Genomic DNA, 14,756 nt, shown 5'->3' on the forward strand with positions numbered 1-14,756 from the left:
TCCTGTGTGTCTGCCCCGGCCGTATCAGGTACCGGGGTCAGGAACCCGATGAGCGGATGCTCACCGGCATCGACCGATCAAGTACTGATCAGTACTGCTCGGTCTCCACGAAACCCGCGTCCGCGTCGTCGTCGGCGCCGAAGGCGTCGGCGGCGGCCGTGGGGTCGAATCCGGGCGGGCTGTCCTTCAGGGCCAGGCCCATGCCGGCCAGCTTCGCCTTGACCTCGTCGATGGACTTCGCACCGAAGTTACGAATGTCGAGGAGGTCGGCCTCGGAACGCGCGACGAGCTCACCCACGGAGTGGATGCCCTCACGCTTGAGGCAGTTGTACGACCGAACGGTGAGCTCCAGCTCCTCGATCGGCAGCGCCAGGTCAGCGGCGAGGGCGGCGTCCGTGGGGGACGGGCCCATGTCGATGCCCTCGGCGTCGATGTTCAGCTCACGGGCGAGACCGAACAGCTCGACCAGCGTCTTACCGGCGGAGGCCATGGCGTCACGCGGACGCATCGCCTGCTTGGTCTCGACGTCGACGATCAGCTTGTCGAAGTCGGTGCGCTGCTCGACACGGGTCGCCTCGACCTTGTAGGTGACCTTGAGAACCGGCGAGTAGATGGAGTCGACCGGGATCCGGCCGATCTCCTGGCCCACCTGCTTGTTCTGCACGGCGGAGACGTAACCGCGACCGCGCTCGACGGTCAGCTCCATCTCCAGCTTGCCCTTGCCGTTGAGCGTGGCGAGGACGAGGTCGGGGTTGTGCACCTCGACACCGGCCGGGGGCGCGATGTCGGCGGCGGTGACCAGACCCGGACCCTGCTTGCGCAGGTACATCACGACCGGCTCGTCGTGCTCCGAGGAGACGACCAGCTGCTTGATGTTGAGGATCAGGTCGGTGACGTCCTCCTTGACGCCCGGCACGGTGGTGAACTCGTGCAGGACACCGTCGATCCGGATGCTGGTGACAGCAGCGCCGGGGATCGACGACAGGAGGGTACGGCGGAGGGAGTTGCCGAGGGTGTAGCCGAAGCCCGGCTCCAGCGGCTCGATCACGAACCGGGAGCGGAACTCGTCGACGACCTCTTCGGTCAACGAGGGACGCTGAGCGATCAGCATGTTGCGTTCCTTCTGTCAGGGGCGCCCGCTATTTGACGCCCTGATTTGTTACAAGGGTACGGGCGATACGACTCCGAAGAGCCGTACCGCCCGAAAACCTCAGACCAAGCAGCCGTACGTCAGACGCGGCGGCGCTTGGGCGGACGGCAGCCGTTGTGCGGGGTGGGCGTGACGTCCTGGATCGAACCGACCTCGAGGCCCGTGGCCTGGAGGGAGCGGATCGCGGTCTCACGGCCGGAGCCGGGACCCTTGACGAACACGTCGACCTTGCGCATGCCGTGCTCCTGGGCGCGGCGGGCAGCCGACTCGGCGGCCATCTGCGCGGCGAACGGCGTGGACTTCCGGGAGCCCTTGAAGCCGACGTGGCCGGCGGAGGCCCAGGAGATCACGTTGCCGGACGGGTCCGTGATGGAGACGATCGTGTTGTTGAACGTGCTCTTGATGTGCGCGTGGCCGTGAGCGACGTTCTTCTTTTCCTTGCGGCGCACCTTCTTGGCAGCGCCCTGACGACCCTTGGGGGGCATCTGTACTCCTACGGGAGGTGGTCGGTCCTACAGCGAAGACCGCTGGACTGCGAAGTCCGCTGAGGACTACTTCTTGCCCGGCTTCTTCTTGCCGGCGATGGCGCGACGCGGGCCCTTGCGGGTGCGGGCGTTGGTGCTGGTGCGCTGACCGCGGACGGGCAGGCCACGGCGGTGGCGGAGACCCTGGTAGCAGCCGATCTCGACCTTGCGGCGGATGTCGGCCTGGATCTCGCGACGGAGGTCACCCTCGGTCTTGATGTTGTTGTCGACGTACTCACGAATCGCGACGAGCTGCTCCTCGGAGAGGTCGCGAACGCGGGTGTTCGGGTCGACGCCGGTCGCAGCCAGCGTCGCCTGAGAGAGGGTCCGGCCGATGCCGAACACGTAGGTGAGGGCGACCTCCACGCGCTTGTCGCGCGGGATGTCAACACCGGAAACGCGTGCCATTCAATGGCTCCTGGTGATCTTCGGAGGTCTTCCGCAGAACCGCTTCCCGACCGCCGTACCAGGTACGAATCGGGTCCCCGGCCTCCGAACCGGGGGTGTCAAGCCGTAGCGGCTTGGGTCCTGCCTATGAACAAATTCAGCTCGCGTCGCGCGAATCTCTGCGATATCGATGCAGAGGGATCGGTCGATCGTGCGTCAGCCCTGGCGCTGCTTGTGGCGCGGGTTCTCGCAGATGACCATGACCCGACCGTGACGGCGGATCACCCTGCACTTGTCGCAGATCTTCTTGACGCTCGGCTTGACCTTCATGAGATTGAGGTTCTCCGAGTCAGAGGGATCTACTTGTACCGGTAGACGATCCGGCCACGCGTCAGGTCGTACGGAGACAGCTCCACCACGACCCGGTCGTCAGGGAGGATGCGGATGTAGTGCATGCGCATCTTGCCGCTGATGTGTGCCAGGACCTGGTGGCCGTTCTGGAGCTCGACCTTGAACATGGCGTTCGGCAGAGACTCGACGACAGTGCCCTCGATCTCGATGGCACCTTGCTTCTTGGCCACGCTTCGCCCTTCGAATCGACTACCTTGATCGACTCAGTGCGAGTGCATGAAGACATGCGGGTACACAAGAGCCGACGAGTCAGTCTACGTCAGCGCACCCGGAAAGACGAATCGAGGCAGTCTGCCCAAGGGGACAGATCATTAAGCGCGGCGGACTCAGGCCAGCGGATCCGGCGCGGCGGTGATGCCGAGCTCGGCCAGCTTCGCCTTACCGCCGTCGGGGGCCGTGAGCACCAGCGGACCCTGCTCGGTCAGGGCGACCGAGTGCTCCCAGTGCGACGACCACGTGCCGTCCGTGGTGATCACGGTCCAGTCGTCCTGGAGCACCTCGGTCTTCGGCGTACCGAGGGACACCATGGGCTCGATGGCGAGGCAGAACCCGGGCACCAGCTTCGGCCCCTTGCCGCGCCGGCGCTCCACGTAGTTCAGCAGATGCGGATCCATGTGCATCTCGGTGCCAATGCCGTGGCCGCCGTAGTCCTCGATGATCCCGTACCGCCCACCGCCGACCTTCGGCTGGCGCCGGATGTACGTCTCGATCGCACGGGAGACGTCGACGAGCCGGTTCCCCTGCTTCATGGCCGCGATACCGGCCCACATCGACTCCTCGGTCACCCGGGAGAGCTCGATGAGCTCCGGAGCGTGACCGGACCCCACGAAGGCCGTGTAGGCGGCGTCACCGTGCCAGCCGTCGACGATCGCTCCGCAGTCGATGGAGATGATGTCGCCGTCCTTGAGGACGACCTCCTCGGAGGGGATGCCGTGGACGACGACCTCGTTCGCGGAGGTGCAGATGGTGGCCGGGAAGCCGCCGTACCCCAGGAAGTTCGACTTGGCGCCGTGCTCGGCGAGCACCTTGCGGGCCACCTCGTCGAGATCCTTGGTGGTGGCACCCGGCACGGCCGCCTCGCGAGTGGCCGCGTGAATGGCGGCGACGACCAACCCCGCCTCACGCATCTTGGCGATCTGCTCGGGGCTCTTGATCTGCACCATGTCGGCGGGGGCCTTTCTCAAACCGGGGTAGGGGCTACCTCACAACCATACGTGCGCAGCCACGGCACACAGCAGCCGCGGCCCCCTCACAAGGGAACCGCGGCTACCGCGACGTACGAAGACCTAGTTCTCGTCGCCCTCGCGCTTGAGCGCCGCCAGCGCACGGGCCGTGACCTCGTCCACCGGACCCATGGCCTCGATCGTCACGACCAGGCCCTGCGTCTTGTAGTAGTCGATGATCGGCTCGGTCTGCGTGTGGTAGACCTCGAGCCGCGTCCGGACGGTCGCCTCGGAGTCGTCGTCGCGCTGGTACAGCTCGCCGCCGCAGACGTCGCAGACGCCTTCCTTGGCCGGCTTCTTGTACGTGACGTGGAAGACATGGGCGGAGTCGTTACGGCAGATGCGCCGGCCGGCGATCCGCTTGACGACCTCCTCCTCCGGGGCCTCCAGGTCCAGCACCGCGTCCAGCTTGATGCCCTCGGTGGTCAGCAGCTCGTCCAGCGCCTCGGCCTGGGACACATTGCGCGGGAAGCCGTCCAGCAGGAAGCCGCCCTCGGCGTCGGGCTGCTCCATGCGGTCCTTGGCCATCGCGATGGTGACCTCGTCCGGCACCAGGTTGCCCGCGTCCATGTAGGACTTGGCGAGCTTCCCGAGCTCCGTCTGCTGGCTGATGTTGGCGCGGAACAGGTCGCCCGTGGAGATGTGCGGGATGTTCAGCTTCTCGGCAAGGCGCGTGGCTTGCGTTCCCTTACCGGCGCCCGGCGGCCCGACGAGGACGATTCGCATCAGCGGAGGAACCCTTCGTAATTGCGCTGCTGGAGCTGGCTCTCGATCTGCTTCACGGTCTCAAGTCCGACACCCACGATGATCAGGATGCTGGTACCACCGAACGGGAAGTTCTGGTTGGCGCCGAAACCGGCCAACGCAATTGTCGGAACGAGAGCGATCAGACCCAGATACAGCGAACCCGGCCAGGTGATCCGGTTGAGTACGTAGCTCAGGTACTCAGCGGTCGGTCGGCCAGCCCGGATGCCCGGGATGAAGCCACCATACTTCTTCATGTTGTCGGCGACTTCCTCAGGGTTGAAGGAGATCGCCACGTAGAAGAACGCGAAGAAAACAATGAGCAAGAAGTACATAGTGATGTAAATCGGATGCTCGCCTGTGACGAGATTCGCTTCGATCCAGGTTTTCCAGCTCGAAGTGCCGTCCGAGAACTGCGCGATCAGGGCCGGAATGTAGAGCAGCGACGAGGCGAAGATGACGGGAATCACACCCGCCTGGTTCACCTTGAGCGGGATGTACGTCGACGTTCCACCGTAGGAACGGCGGCCGATCATGCGCTTCGCGTACTGGACCGGGATACGGCGCTGAGCCTGCTCGACGAAGACGACCAGGCCGACCATGACGAACCCGACGAGCATGACGGTGCTGAACTCGATCCAGCCGTCGGCCAGGGTGCCCTGCGTCTTGATCGCCCACAGCGCGGACGGGAAGGTGGCCGCGATCGAGATGAACATCAGGATCGACATGCCGTTGCCGACACCGCGGTCGGTGATGAGCTCACCGAGCCACATGACGACGGCCGTACCGGCGGTCATGGTGATGACCATCGTGATGGTCACGAAGATGGAGCGGTCCGGGACGATCTGGCCGGCGACCGTGCAGCCGGAGAAGAGGGCGCCGCTGCGGGCGGTGGCCACGAGGCCGGTGCCCTGGAGGATGGCGAGCGCCACCGTCAGATAACGGGTGTACTGCGTGATCTTCGCGGTACCGGACTGCCCTTCCTTCTTCAGGGCTTCCAGTCGCGGGATCACCACGGTCAGCAGCTGGAGAATGATGCTCGCCGTGATGTACGGCATGATGCCCAGCGCGAAGACCGTGATCTGGAGCAGCGCACCACCACTGAACATATTGACCAGACCGAAGAGGCCCTGGTTGCCGGCCGCCTCGTCCACGCACTGCTGGACGGACGTGTAGTCGACGCCGGGGATCGGGATGTGGGTACCCACCCGGTAGACCACGATGATCCCGAGCGTGAAGAGCAGCTTCTTGCGCAGGTCGGGCGTCTTGAACGCCCGGGCGAACGCGGTGAGCACGGTGCCTCCTGCGACCCCCGCGCTACTGCGTCAAGGGTGACGGTCTTGAGGTTCGACGATTAAGTAACGGTCAACTGCCGCTCCGAGTGCCGCTTGTGAGGCACTCGTTAAAAGTTGGCAGTGCAGGCCACCTTACCCGCGAGACTGCCACCCTAGGAACGACCAACCGGGGATACCCCATTTGTGGGGTATCCCCGGTCGGGATCGCTCAAGTCATCGAGACGCCTGTTGTGTTCAGACGAGCTCGGTGACGGTACCGCCGGCGGCGGTGATCTTCTCCTTGGCGGAGCCGGAGACGGCGTCGACCGTCACCTGCAGCGCCACGGAGATCTCGCCCTGGCCGAGGACCTTGACGAGGCTGTTCTTGCGAACGGCACCCTTGGCCACCAGACCCTCGACCGTGACCTCGCCACCCTCGGGGTAGAGCGCGGCCAGCTTGTCGAGGTTCACGACCTGGAACTCGGTCTTGAACGGGTTCTTGAAGCCCTTGAGCTTCGGGAGACGCATGTGGAGGGGCATCTGCCCACCCTCGAAGCGCTCCGGAACCTGGTAACGGGCCTTGGTGCCCTTGGTACCACGACCGGCCGTCTTACCCTTCGACGCCTCACCACGACCGACACGGGTCTTGGCGGTCTTGGCGCCGGGGGCGGGACGGAGGTTGTGGATCTTGAGCGGGTTGTTCTCCGCCATGATCAGTCGACCTCCTCGACCGTCACGAGGTGGCGGACGGTGTGCACCATGCCGCGGAACTCGGGGCGGTCCTCCTTGACGACCTGCGTGTTGATGCCCTTGAGACCAAGGGAGCGCAGGGTGTCACGGTGGTTCTGCTTGCTGCCGATGTAGGACTTGACCTGCGTAATCTTGAGCTGCGCCATGATTACGCACCCGCCCCGGCACGCGCACGGAGAAGAGCCGCGGGGGCGACGTCCTCGAGCGGCAGACCACGGCGGGCCGCGACCTCCTCGGGACGCTGCAGGCCCTTGAGGGCCTCCACGGTCGCGTGCACGATGTTGATCGCGTTGTCGGAGCCGAGCGACTTCGACAGGATGTCGTGGATACCGGCGCACTCGAGCACGGCGCGCACCGGACCACCGGCGATAACACCGGTACCGGGCGACGCGGGCTTGAGCAGCACGACGCCGGCAGCCTTCTCACCCTGGATGGGGTGCGGGATGGTGCCCTGGATACGGGGGACCTTGAAGAAGTGCTTCTTGGCCTCCTCAACGCCCTTGGCGATGGCGGCCGGCACCTCCTTGGCCTTGCCGTAACCGACACCCACGGTGCCGTCACCGTCGCCCACCACGACCAGCGCGGTGAAGCTGAAGCGACGACCACCCTTCACAACCTTGGCGACACGGTTGATCGCGACGACACGCTCAACGTACGCGGTCTTCTCGGCGGCAGCTGCGCCGCCGTCACGGCCCTTCCGGTCCCGCCGCTCGCCGCCACCGGCACCGCCACCGCGGCGCTGGGGTCCAGCCATTGGATTTACCTCTCTCTTTTCCGCTAGCTACGAACGGCTCAGAACTTCAAGCCGGCTTCGCGGGCGGCGTCCGCCAGGGCGGCGATGCGCCCGGCGTACTGGTTGCCACCACGGTCGAATACGACGGCCTCGACACCGGCGGCCTTGGCACGCTCGGCGACCAGGGCGCCGACCTGCTTGGCCTGCGCGGACTTGTCGCCCTCGCCACCGCGGACCGAGGTGTCCAGGGTGGACGCCGACGCCAGGGTGTGACCCTGGATGTCGTCGATCACCTGGGCCACGATGTGGCGGTTCGAGCGGGTAACGACCAGACGGGGACGCTCCGCCGTACCGGAGATCCGCTTGCGGATCCGGATGTGACGGCGCTTGATCGCGGCGCGCTTGTAGGCGTCGCCCTTCAGGATCTTCTGTCCGTATGCCATGGCTTACTTACCCGCCTTTCCGACCTTGCGGCGGATGACTTCGCCCTCGTACTTGACGCCCTTGGCCTTGTACGGGTCGGGCTTGCGCAGCTTGCGGATGTTGGCCGCAACCTCGCCGACCTTCTGCTTGTCGATGCCCTCGACCGAGAAACGGGTCGGAGCCTCGACCTTGAAGGTGATGCCCTCGGGGGCCTCGACGAGGATCGGGTGGCTGTAACCGAGAGCGAACTCGAGGTTCGAACCCTTGGCGGTCACGCGGTAACCGACACCGCTGATTTCGAGCTTCTTCACGTAACCCTGGGTCACGCCGGTGATCATGTTCGCCACCAGCGTGCGGGACAGGCCGTGCAGGGCCTTGTTCTGACGCTCGTCGTTGGGGCGGGTGACGTTCAGAACGCCTTCCTCACCCTTGGCGATCTCGATCGGCGCGGCAACGGTGTGGGTCAGCGTGCCCTTGGGGCCCTTGACCGAGACCGTACGGCCGTCGATGGTGACGTCCACGCCGGCGGGAACCGTGATGGGGAGCTTGCCAATACGCGACATAGCTGTTTCCTCCGTTCCCTTCCGCTACCAGACGTAGGCGAGGACTTCCCCACCCACGCCCTTCTTGCCGGCCTGCTTGTCGGTCAGAAGACCGTGCGACGTGGAGATGATCGCCACGCCGAGGCCACCGAGGACCTTGGGCAGGTTGGTGGACTTCGCGTAAACCCGGAGACCGGGCTTGGAGATCCGCTTGATGCCCGCGATGGAGCGCTCACGGTTGGGGCCGAACTTCAGCTCCAGGACGAGGTTCTTGCCGACCTCGGCGTCCTCGACCTTCCAGCCCGTGATGAAGCCCTCCTGCTGGAGGATCTCCGCGATGTGCGACTTGATCTTCGAGTGCGGCATCGCCACGGTGTCGTGGTACGCCGAGTTCGCGTTCCGCAGACGCGTAAGCATGTCTGCGATCGGATCAGTCATGGTCATGAATTGGCCTTCGGCCTCTCTCGCCGGGGTTTCCTGGTGCGCCATCCCTCTCCCCGATCCGAGACGGGACGGGTGCGGCGCGGTGGACCTACGGCGTAGTAAGTCGTACGGGCGCGACAGGCGCCCAACCCCACAAGCCTAAGCCATGCGGGGGTGGGCCCCTGTCCACCCAGATGCTTACCGAGAGCTTCAGGAATCCCTAAAAAACGGGGATTACCAGGAGCTCTTGGTCACGCCCGGCAGCTCGCCACGGTGAGCCATCTCACGAAGGCACACGCGGCACAGGCCGAACTTGCGGTACACGGAGTGCGGACGGCCGCAGCGCTGGCAGCGCGTGTAGCCACGCACACCGAACTTGGGCTTGCGAGCAGCCTTGGCAATCAGAGCCTTCTTCGCCATCTCGCTCACGCCTCCTTGAACGGGAAGCCGAGGTGACGAAGGAGCGCGCGGCCCTCAGCGTCGTTGGTCGCCGTGGTGACCACGGTGATGTCCATACCCCGGGTACGGTCGATCTTGTCCTGGTCGATCTCGTGGAACATGACCTGCTCCGTGAGACCGAAGGTGTAGTTGCCACGGCCGTCGAACTGCTTGGGGGACAGGCCGCGGAAGTCGCGGATGCGCGGCAGCGCGAGCGACAGGGTGCGGTCCAGGAACTCCCACATGCGGTCGCCACGGAGCGTGACGTGGGCACCGATCGGCTGACCCTCACGCAGCTTGAACTGCGCGATGGACTTGCGGGCCTTGGTGACGGCCGGCTTCTGACCGGTGATCGTGGTGAGGTCGCGGATGGCGCCCTCGATCAGCTTGGAGTCGCGGGCGGCGTCGCCCACACCCATGTTGACCACGATCTTGACGAGGCCGGGAACCTGCATGACGTTCTCGTACTTGAACTCGTCACGCAGCTTGCCCGCGATCTCCTCGCGGTACTTCGTCTTCAGACGCGGAGTGGTGGTGGTAGCCATCAGATGTCCTCACCCGTCCGCTTGGCAACGCGGATCTTGTTGCCCTCTTCGTCGAAGCGGTATCCGACACGCGTGACGACCTTGTTGCCGTCCTTCTCAACGACCAGCTGGACGTTGGAGACGTGGACCGGCGCCTCGGTCGTGACGATGCCACCGGCCTGCGAACCGCGAGCGGTCGGACCGGCCTTGGTGTGCTTCTTGACCCGGTTGACACCCTCGACCAGGACGCGCTCCTCGCGCGGGTAAGCGGCAATGACCTTGCCCTGCTTGCCCTTGTCCTTACCGGTGATGACCTGGACCAGGTCGCCCTTCTTGATCTTCATGCTTACAGCACCTCCGGCGCGAGCGAGATGATCTTCATGAACTTCTTCTCGCGCAGCTCACGGCCGACGGGGCCGAAGATGCGGGTGCCGCGAGGGTCGCCGTCGTTCTTCAGAATGACGGCGGCGTTCTCGTCGAAGCGGATGTACGAGCCGTCCGGACGGCGGCGCTCCTTGACGGTGCGAACGATGACCGCCTTGACGACGTCACCCTTCTTCACGTTGCCACCGGGGATCGCGTCCTTGACGGTGGCGACGATGACGTCACCGATGCCCGCGTAGCGGCGACCGGAGCCACCGAGCACACGGATGCAAAGGATTTCCTTCGCACCAGTGTTGTCGGCGACGCGCAGTCGCGACTCCTGCTGGATCACGTCTATCTCCTGTTTGTCTGCCGGTTCCCGGCAGGGGTCTCAGTGAAGAGAACCCCTGCCGAGCCTGGCGGAACTGACCTGCGGGGGGTGCCCCGCAGGAAATTACTTGGCCTTCTCGAGGATCTCGACGACGCGCCAGCGCTTCGAGGCGGACAGCGGCCGGGTCTCCATCAGGAGGACGCGGTCGCCGACACCCGCGGCGTTCTGCTCGTCGTGCGCCTTGAGCTTGTTCGTACGGCGGATGACCTTGCCGTACAGCGCGTGCTTGACGCGGTCCTCGACAGCGACGACGACGGTCTTGTCCATCTTGTCGCTGACGACGAGACCCTCACGGGTCTTGCGGAAGCCGCGGGCCTCTGCGTTCTCAGTCACGTTCTTCTCGCTCATCAGGCGTTCTCCACCGTTTCGATGCCCAGCTCACGCTCGCGCATCAGGGTGTAGATCCGCGCGATGTCCTTGCGGACCGCCTTGAGACGGCCGTGGTTTTCGAGCTGACCCGTGGCCGCCTGGAAGCGGAGGTTGAACAGCTCTTCCTTGGCCTCGCGGAGCTTCGCCAGAAGCTCCTCGTTGCCCAGTTCGCGCAGCTCGGACGCCTTGGTACCGGCCGACATCACGCTTCACCTGCCTCGCGCTTGACGATCCGGCACTTCATCGGCAGCTTGTGGGCTGCGCGAGTCAGGGCCTCACGGGCGATCTTCTCGTTGGGGTACGACAGCTCGAACATCACGCGTCCGGGCTTGACGTTGGCGATCCACCACTCCGGAGAACCCTTACCGGAACCCATGCGGGTCTCGGCAGGCTTCTTGGTGAGGGGACGGTCCGGGTAGATGTTGATCCAGACCTTGCCACCACGCTTGATGTGACGCGTCATGGCGATACGAGCGGCCTCGATCTGGCGGTTCGTCACATACGCCGGGGTGAGCGCCTGGATGCCGTACTCGCCGAACGCAACCTGCGTGCCGCCCTTGGCAGCGCCGGAGCGCTTCGGGTGGTGCTGCTTGCGGTGCTTGACCCTACGGGGGATCAGCATGTCGGTCAGGCCTCCGTTCCGGTGCTCTCAGCCGGAGCGGCGGCGGGAGCCTCGGCCTTGGGGGCCTCGGAACCGGCAGCCTGCTGCGGCTTACGACCGCGCCGCTCGCCACCGCGGCCACCACGGGCCGGGCGGTCGGCACCACCACGGGCCGGGCGGTTACCCGCACGGGCCGCAGCGTTCTCGGCGCGGACCTCGGCGATGTTCTTGACGTCGCCCTTGTAGATCCAGACCTTCACACCGATACGGCCGAAGGTCGTCTTGGCCTCGAAGAAGCCGTAGTCCACGTTCGCGCGGAGCGTGTGCAGGGGCACACGGCCCTCGCGGTAGAACTCCGAGCGGGACATCTCGGCGCCGCCGAGGCGGCCGCCGCACTGGATCTTGATGCCCTTGGCGCCGGCCTTCATGGCGGACTGCATGCTCTTACGCATGGCCCGACGGAAGGAGACGCGGGAGGAGAGCTGCTCGGCAACGGCCTGAGCAACCAGCTGAGCGTCCGTCTCGGGGTTCTTGACCTCGAGGATGTTCAGCTGGACCTGCTTGCCCGTGAGCTTCTCGAGGTCACCGCGGATGCGGTCGGCCTCGGCGCCACGGCGGCCGATGACGATGCCCGGACGCGCGGTGTGGATGTCCACGCGGACACGGTCACGGGTGCGCTCGATCTCAACCTTCGAGATACCGGCGCGCTCCATGCCGGACGTCATCATCCGACGGATGGCGACGTCTTCCTTGACGTAGTCCTTGTACAGCTTGTCGGCGTACCAGCGGGACTTGAAGTCCGTGGTGACACCGAGCCGGAACCCATGCGGGTTAACCTTCTGGCCCATTACCGGGTTCCTTCCTTGCTGCTGACGACCACGGTGATGTGGCTGGTCCGCTTGCGGATCCGGTAGGCACGGCCCTGGGCGCGCGGACGGAACCGCTTCAGGGTCGGGCCCTCGTCGACGTAGGCCTCGGAGATGAAGAGGCTGTCGGCGTCGGTGTGGTCGTAGTTGTGCGCGGCGTTGGCAATGGCGCTGTCGAGCACCTTGCCGACCGGCACGGAGGCTGCCTGCGGAGCGAATCGCAGAACAGCCTGAGCCTCCGTGGCATCCATGCCACGGATAAGGTCCACCACGCGGCGGGCCTTCATGGGCGTAACGCGGATGTACCGCGCCTGGGCCCTGGCTTCCATGGTTGTCCCTCTCAGTTACTTACGTGTCTGAATGCGATCCGCTACTAGCGGCGCTTCGACTTCCGGTCGTCCTTGACGTGACCCCGGAAGGTACGAGTCGGCGAGAACTCGCCGAGCTTGTGACCGACCATCGACTCGGTGACGAACACCGGGATGTGGGTCTTGCCGTTGTGCACCGCGAGCGTGTGGCCGAGCATGGCCGGCACGATCATGGAGCGACGGGACCAGGTCTTGATGACGTTCTTGGTGCCGGCTTCGTTCTGGGCGTCCACCTTCTTGATCAGGTGGTCGTCGACGAAGGGCCCCTTCTTGAGACTGCGCGGCATCTAAACCCGCTCCTAGCGCTTCTTGTTCGTCTTGCGGCGGCGGACGATGTACTTGTTCGAAGCCTTCTTCGGCGAACGAGTACGACCCTCCTTCTGACCCCACGGGGAGACCGGGTGGCGACCACCGGAGGTCTTGCCCTCACCACCACCGTGCGGGTGGTCAACCGGGTTCATCGCCACACCGCGGACGGTCGGGCGAACGCCCAGCCAGCGCTTGCGGCCGGCCTTACCCCAGTTGATGTTGCTCTGCTCGGCGTTGCCGACCTCGCCGACCGTGGCGCGGCAGCGCTGGTCGACCAGGCGGATCTCACCGGAAGGCATGCGGAGGTGGGCCATCGAGCCCTCCTTCGCGAGCAGCTGCACGGAGGCACCGGCGGAGCGGGCGAACTTGGCGCCGCCACCGGGACGGAGCTCGATCGCGTGGATCGTGGTACCGACCGGGATGTTGCGGAGCGCCAGGTTGTTGCCCGGCTTGATGTCGGCCCCGGGACCGTTCTCGACGCGGTCACCCTGCTGCAGGTTGCGCGGGGCGAGGATGTAGCGCTTCTCGCCGTCCGCGTAGTGCAGCAGCGCGATGCGCGCGGTGCGGTTGGGGTCGTACTCGATGTGCGCGACCTTCGCCGGCACGCCGTCCTTGTCGTGACGACGGAAGTCGATCACTCGGTAGGCGCGCTTGTGTCCGCCACCCTGGTGGCGAACGGTCACACGACCGGCGTTGTTACGGCCGCCCTTGCTGTGCAGCGGGCGGACCAGCGACTTCTCCGGCGTGGACCGCGTGACCTCGACGAAGTCGGCGACGCTGGAACCACGACGGCCCGGCGTAGTCGGCTTGTACTTGCGGATTCCCATTTCTCAGTCCTCGTCCGATATCGGACGATCCGACCCGCTTACGCGGTCGGACCGCCGAAGATGTCGATACGGTCGCCCTCGGCGAGGGTCACGATCGCGCGCTTGCTGTCGGCACGCTTGCCGAAGCCCGTGCGGGTCCGCTTGCGCTTGCCCTGGCGGTTGATCGTGTTGACCCCGGTGACCTTGACCGAGAAGACCGCCTGGACGGCCTGCTTGATCTGGGTCTTGTTGGCACGCGGGTCGACGATGAACGTGTACTTGCCCTCGTCGAGGAGCGCGTAGCTCTTCTCGGAGACGACCGGCTTGAGCAGCACGTCACGGGGGTCCGTGAAGGACTTGCTCAGCGGGGTCTCGACGGTGTTCTTGCCCTCCGCGGCGTGGCGACGCGCCTTGGCGACGCGCGCGGCCTTGGCGGCCTTGGCGGCCTTGGAGGCAATGGCGGGGTGACGGATAGCCATCAGGCCTCGCTCCCTTCGGTGTCATTGGCCTTCGGGCCGGACACGAAGGACTCGAAGGCGGCCTGGGTGAAGACCACGTCGTCCGAGACGAGAACGTCGTACGTGTTCAGCTGGCCCGGCTCCAGGATGTGGACCTGGGGCAGGTTGCGGGCGGACAGCCACGCGGCCTCATCGGCGCGGTCGACGACCAGGAGCAGGTTCTTGCGCTCCGAGATCTTGCCGAACAGCGTCTTGGCGGCCTTCGTCGAGGGGGTCTCACCCTCGATGACGCCGGAGACGACGTGGATGCGGTTGTTGCGGGCCCGGTCGGTGAGGGCGTGGCGCAGGGCCGCGGCCTTCATCTTCTTCGGGGTCCGCTGCGAGTAGTCGCGCGGCACGGGACCGTGCACGACGCCACCACCGGCGAACTGCGGCGCGCGGGTCGAGCCCTGACGGGCGCGACCGGTGCCCTTCTGGCGGTAAGGCTTCTTGCCACCACCACGGACCTCGCCACGACGCTTGGTCTTGTGCGTGCCCTGACGGGCAGCGGCCAGCTGTGCGACGACGACCTGGTGAAGCAGCGGGACGCTGATCTTCTCTACGTCGAAGATCTCCGCGGGGAGCTCGACGGAACCGGCCTTGTCGCCCGCCGGCGAAAGGATGTCAACAGTGCTCATCG

At 65.6% G+C, this 14,756-nt stretch carries 27 protein-coding genes; all 27 read right to left on the reverse strand.

The genetic code is table 11. From position 1 onward, the window contains the following. Positions 1-88: 88 nt before the first annotated feature. The gene (locus BN159_RS18080; RefSeq protein ID WP_003966937.1) at positions 89-1,111 is read right to left on the reverse strand and encodes a DNA-directed RNA polymerase subunit alpha; all 1,023 of its coding nucleotides are present in this window, start codon (positions 1,109-1,111) and stop codon (positions 89-91) included. A gap of 119 nt (positions 1,112-1,230) precedes the next feature. Then, the gene (rpsK, locus tag BN159_RS18085) at positions 1,231-1,635 is read right to left on the reverse strand and encodes a 30S ribosomal protein S11 (RefSeq protein ID WP_003956432.1); all 405 of its coding nucleotides are present in this window, start codon (positions 1,633-1,635) and stop codon (positions 1,231-1,233) included. Positions 1,636-1,701: 66 nt separating this feature from the next. Continuing rightward, positions 1,702-2,082 (reverse strand): 30S ribosomal protein S13, encoded by a 381-nt coding sequence (rpsM, locus tag BN159_RS18090; RefSeq protein WP_015658452.1) that lies wholly within the window; start codon positions 2,080-2,082, stop codon positions 1,702-1,704. Positions 2,083-2,277: 195 nt separating this feature from the next. Next, complete coding sequence (gene rpmJ, locus BN159_RS18095; protein WP_003998809.1) at positions 2,278-2,391, reverse strand: 50S ribosomal protein L36; 114 nt, start codon at positions 2,389-2,391, stop codon at positions 2,278-2,280. 29 nt (positions 2,392-2,420) lie between these two features. Then, entirely contained in the window at positions 2,421-2,642 is a 222-nt protein-coding gene (infA, locus tag BN159_RS18100) for a translation initiation factor IF-1 (RefSeq protein WP_003948620.1), read from the reverse strand. A gap of 156 nt (positions 2,643-2,798) precedes the next feature. Next, complete coding sequence (gene map / locus BN159_RS18105; RefSeq protein ID WP_015658453.1) at positions 2,799-3,635, reverse strand: type I methionyl aminopeptidase; 837 nt, start codon at positions 3,633-3,635, stop codon at positions 2,799-2,801. A gap of 123 nt (positions 3,636-3,758) precedes the next feature. Next, entirely contained in the window at positions 3,759-4,421 is a 663-nt protein-coding gene (locus tag BN159_RS18110; RefSeq protein WP_015658454.1) for an adenylate kinase, read from the reverse strand. Continuing rightward, entirely contained in the window at positions 4,421-5,734 is a 1,314-nt protein-coding gene (gene secY / locus BN159_RS18115) for a preprotein translocase subunit SecY (protein WP_015658455.1), read from the reverse strand. Before secY ends, BN159_RS18110 begins: the two co-directional genes overlap by 1 nt. 234 nt (positions 5,735-5,968) lie before the next feature. Continuing rightward, positions 5,969-6,424 carry a 50S ribosomal protein L15 gene (gene rplO / locus BN159_RS18120; RefSeq protein ID WP_003974249.1) on the reverse strand — a complete coding sequence of 152 codons (456 nt, stop codon included), beginning with the start codon at positions 6,422-6,424 and terminating at the stop codon, positions 5,969-5,971. Between the two features lie 2 nt (positions 6,425-6,426). Next, entirely contained in the window at positions 6,427-6,609 is a 183-nt protein-coding gene (gene rpmD, locus BN159_RS18125) for a 50S ribosomal protein L30 (RefSeq protein ID WP_003974250.1), read from the reverse strand. Between the two features lie 2 nt (positions 6,610-6,611). Next, positions 6,612-7,217 carry a 30S ribosomal protein S5 gene (gene rpsE / locus BN159_RS18130; RefSeq protein ID WP_015658456.1) on the reverse strand — a complete coding sequence of 202 codons (606 nt, stop codon included), beginning with the start codon at positions 7,215-7,217 and terminating at the stop codon, positions 6,612-6,614. 38 nt (positions 7,218-7,255) lie between these two features. Then, positions 7,256-7,639, reverse strand: coding sequence for a 50S ribosomal protein L18 (rplR, locus tag BN159_RS18135; protein WP_015658457.1), 384 nt, complete (start codon positions 7,637-7,639; stop codon positions 7,256-7,258). Positions 7,640-7,642: 3 nt separating this feature from the next. Continuing rightward, positions 7,643-8,182 carry a 50S ribosomal protein L6 gene (rplF, locus tag BN159_RS18140; RefSeq protein WP_015658458.1) on the reverse strand — a complete coding sequence of 180 codons (540 nt, stop codon included), beginning with the start codon at positions 8,180-8,182 and terminating at the stop codon, positions 7,643-7,645. Between the two features lie 24 nt (positions 8,183-8,206). Continuing rightward, on the reverse strand, positions 8,207-8,605 hold the full coding sequence (rpsH, locus tag BN159_RS18145) for a 30S ribosomal protein S8 (protein ID WP_015658459.1): 399 nt from the start codon (positions 8,603-8,605) through the stop codon (positions 8,207-8,209). A 213-nt stretch (positions 8,606-8,818) separates the two neighbouring features. Continuing rightward, complete coding sequence (locus BN159_RS18150) at positions 8,819-9,004, reverse strand: type Z 30S ribosomal protein S14 (protein ID WP_003948630.1); 186 nt, start codon at positions 9,002-9,004, stop codon at positions 8,819-8,821. A 5-nt stretch (positions 9,005-9,009) separates the two neighbouring features. Next, on the reverse strand, positions 9,010-9,567 hold the full coding sequence (rplE, locus tag BN159_RS18155; protein ID WP_015658460.1) for a 50S ribosomal protein L5: 558 nt from the start codon (positions 9,565-9,567) through the stop codon (positions 9,010-9,012). Next, positions 9,567-9,890 carry a 50S ribosomal protein L24 gene (rplX, locus tag BN159_RS18160; protein WP_015658461.1) on the reverse strand — a complete coding sequence of 108 codons (324 nt, stop codon included), beginning with the start codon at positions 9,888-9,890 and terminating at the stop codon, positions 9,567-9,569. Before rplX ends, rplE begins: the two co-directional genes overlap by 1 nt. A 2-nt stretch (positions 9,891-9,892) precedes the next feature. After that, on the reverse strand, positions 9,893-10,261 hold the full coding sequence (gene rplN, locus BN159_RS18165; protein ID WP_003998823.1) for a 50S ribosomal protein L14: 369 nt from the start codon (positions 10,259-10,261) through the stop codon (positions 9,893-9,895). 102 nt (positions 10,262-10,363) lie between these two features. Further along, the gene (gene rpsQ / locus BN159_RS18170) at positions 10,364-10,648 is read right to left on the reverse strand and encodes a 30S ribosomal protein S17 (protein ID WP_015658462.1); all 285 of its coding nucleotides are present in this window, start codon (positions 10,646-10,648) and stop codon (positions 10,364-10,366) included. Next, complete coding sequence (rpmC, locus tag BN159_RS18175) at positions 10,648-10,872, reverse strand: 50S ribosomal protein L29 (RefSeq protein WP_007494763.1); 225 nt, start codon at positions 10,870-10,872, stop codon at positions 10,648-10,650. Before rpmC ends, rpsQ begins: the two co-directional genes overlap by 1 nt. Continuing rightward, positions 10,872-11,291: a 50S ribosomal protein L16 gene (gene rplP / locus BN159_RS18180; protein ID WP_009327094.1), complete on the reverse strand. Its 420-nt coding sequence runs from the start codon at positions 11,289-11,291 to the stop codon at positions 10,872-10,874. Before rplP ends, rpmC begins: the two co-directional genes overlap by 1 nt. A gap of 5 nt (positions 11,292-11,296) precedes the next feature. Beyond that, positions 11,297-12,118: a 30S ribosomal protein S3 gene (rpsC, locus tag BN159_RS18185; RefSeq protein ID WP_015658463.1), complete on the reverse strand. Its 822-nt coding sequence runs from the start codon at positions 12,116-12,118 to the stop codon at positions 11,297-11,299. Next, complete coding sequence (gene rplV / locus BN159_RS18190) at positions 12,118-12,465, reverse strand: 50S ribosomal protein L22 (protein ID WP_003974262.1); 348 nt, start codon at positions 12,463-12,465, stop codon at positions 12,118-12,120. Before rplV ends, rpsC begins: the two co-directional genes overlap by 1 nt. Before the next feature lie 44 nt (positions 12,466-12,509). Beyond that, on the reverse strand, positions 12,510-12,791 hold the full coding sequence (gene rpsS / locus BN159_RS18195) for a 30S ribosomal protein S19 (protein WP_003992359.1): 282 nt from the start codon (positions 12,789-12,791) through the stop codon (positions 12,510-12,512). A gap of 12 nt (positions 12,792-12,803) precedes the next feature. After that, positions 12,804-13,640, reverse strand: coding sequence for a 50S ribosomal protein L2 (gene rplB / locus BN159_RS18200; protein WP_007494772.1), 837 nt, complete (start codon positions 13,638-13,640; stop codon positions 12,804-12,806). Positions 13,641-13,678: 38 nt separating this feature from the next. After that, positions 13,679-14,098, reverse strand: coding sequence for a 50S ribosomal protein L23 (rplW, locus tag BN159_RS18205; RefSeq protein WP_015658464.1), 420 nt, complete (start codon positions 14,096-14,098; stop codon positions 13,679-13,681). Further along, entirely contained in the window at positions 14,098-14,754 is a 657-nt protein-coding gene (gene rplD, locus BN159_RS18210; RefSeq protein WP_015658465.1) for a 50S ribosomal protein L4, read from the reverse strand. Before rplD ends, rplW begins: the two co-directional genes overlap by 1 nt. Between the last annotated feature and the right edge of the window lie 2 nt (positions 14,755-14,756).

The organism is Streptomyces davaonensis JCM 4913 (assembly GCF_000349325.1).
GTDB classification, from domain to species: domain Bacteria; phylum Actinomycetota; class Actinomycetes; order Streptomycetales; family Streptomycetaceae; genus Streptomyces; species Streptomyces davaonensis.

Excerpts from the sequence above, each read along its gene's own strand:
- rpmJ (WP_003998809.1), bottom strand. The coding sequence starts at position 2,391 with ATGAAGGTCAAGCCGAGCGTCAAGAAGATCTGCGACAAGTGCAGGGTG.
- map (WP_015658453.1), bottom strand. The coding sequence starts at position 3,635 with ATGGTGCAGATCAAGAGCCCCGAGCAGATCGCCAAGATGCGTGAGGCG.
- BN159_RS18110 (WP_015658454.1), bottom strand. The coding sequence starts at position 4,421 with ATGCGAATCGTCCTCGTCGGGCCGCCGGGCGCCGGTAAGGGAACGCAA.
- rplF (WP_015658458.1), bottom strand. The coding sequence starts at position 8,182 with ATGTCGCGTATTGGCAAGCTCCCCATCACGGTTCCCGCCGGCGTGGAC.
- rpsQ (WP_015658462.1), bottom strand. The coding sequence starts at position 10,648 with ATGAGCGAGAAGAACGTGACTGAGAACGCAGAGGCCCGCGGCTTCCGC.
- rpsK (WP_003956432.1), bottom strand. The coding sequence starts at position 1,635 with ATGCCCCCCAAGGGTCGTCAGGGCGCTGCCAAGAAGGTGCGCCGCAAG.
- rplP (WP_009327094.1), bottom strand. The coding sequence starts at position 11,291 with ATGCTGATCCCCCGTAGGGTCAAGCACCGCAAGCAGCACCACCCGAAG.
- rplV (WP_003974262.1), bottom strand. The coding sequence starts at position 12,465 with ATGGAAGCCAGGGCCCAGGCGCGGTACATCCGCGTTACGCCCATGAAG.
- rplR (WP_015658457.1), bottom strand. The coding sequence starts at position 7,639 with ATGGCATACGGACAGAAGATCCTGAAGGGCGACGCCTACAAGCGCGCC.
- rplX (WP_015658461.1), bottom strand. The coding sequence starts at position 9,890 with ATGAAGATCAAGAAGGGCGACCTGGTCCAGGTCATCACCGGTAAGGAC.
- BN159_RS18150 (WP_003948630.1), bottom strand. The coding sequence starts at position 9,004 with ATGGCGAAGAAGGCTCTGATTGCCAAGGCTGCTCGCAAGCCCAAGTTC.
- rpsC (WP_015658463.1), bottom strand. The coding sequence starts at position 12,118 with ATGGGCCAGAAGGTTAACCCGCATGGGTTCCGGCTCGGTGTCACCACG.
- rplE (WP_015658460.1), bottom strand. The coding sequence starts at position 9,567 with ATGGCTACCACCACCACTCCGCGTCTGAAGACGAAGTACCGCGAGGAG.
- rpmC (WP_007494763.1), bottom strand. The coding sequence starts at position 10,872 with ATGTCGGCCGGTACCAAGGCGTCCGAGCTGCGCGAACTGGGCAACGAG.
- rplW (WP_015658464.1), bottom strand. The coding sequence starts at position 14,098 with ATGGCTATCCGTCACCCCGCCATTGCCTCCAAGGCCGCCAAGGCCGCC.
- rpsH (WP_015658459.1), bottom strand. The coding sequence starts at position 8,605 with ATGACCATGACTGATCCGATCGCAGACATGCTTACGCGTCTGCGGAAC.
- rpsM (WP_015658452.1), bottom strand. The coding sequence starts at position 2,082 with ATGGCACGCGTTTCCGGTGTTGACATCCCGCGCGACAAGCGCGTGGAG.
- rpsS (WP_003992359.1), bottom strand. The coding sequence starts at position 12,791 with ATGCCGCGCAGTCTCAAGAAGGGGCCCTTCGTCGACGACCACCTGATC.
- rpsE (WP_015658456.1), bottom strand. The coding sequence starts at position 7,217 with ATGGCTGGACCCCAGCGCCGCGGTGGCGGTGCCGGTGGCGGCGAGCGG.
- BN159_RS18080 (WP_003966937.1), bottom strand. The coding sequence starts at position 1,111 with ATGCTGATCGCTCAGCGTCCCTCGTTGACCGAAGAGGTCGTCGACGAG.
- rplD (WP_015658465.1), bottom strand. The coding sequence starts at position 14,754 with ATGAGCACTGTTGACATCCTTTCGCCGGCGGGCGACAAGGCCGGTTCC.
- rplB (WP_007494772.1), bottom strand. The coding sequence starts at position 13,640 with ATGGGAATCCGCAAGTACAAGCCGACTACGCCGGGCCGTCGTGGTTCC.
- rpmD (WP_003974250.1), bottom strand. The coding sequence starts at position 6,609 with ATGGCGCAGCTCAAGATTACGCAGGTCAAGTCCTACATCGGCAGCAAG.
- rplO (WP_003974249.1), bottom strand. The coding sequence starts at position 6,424 with ATGGCGGAGAACAACCCGCTCAAGATCCACAACCTCCGTCCCGCCCCC.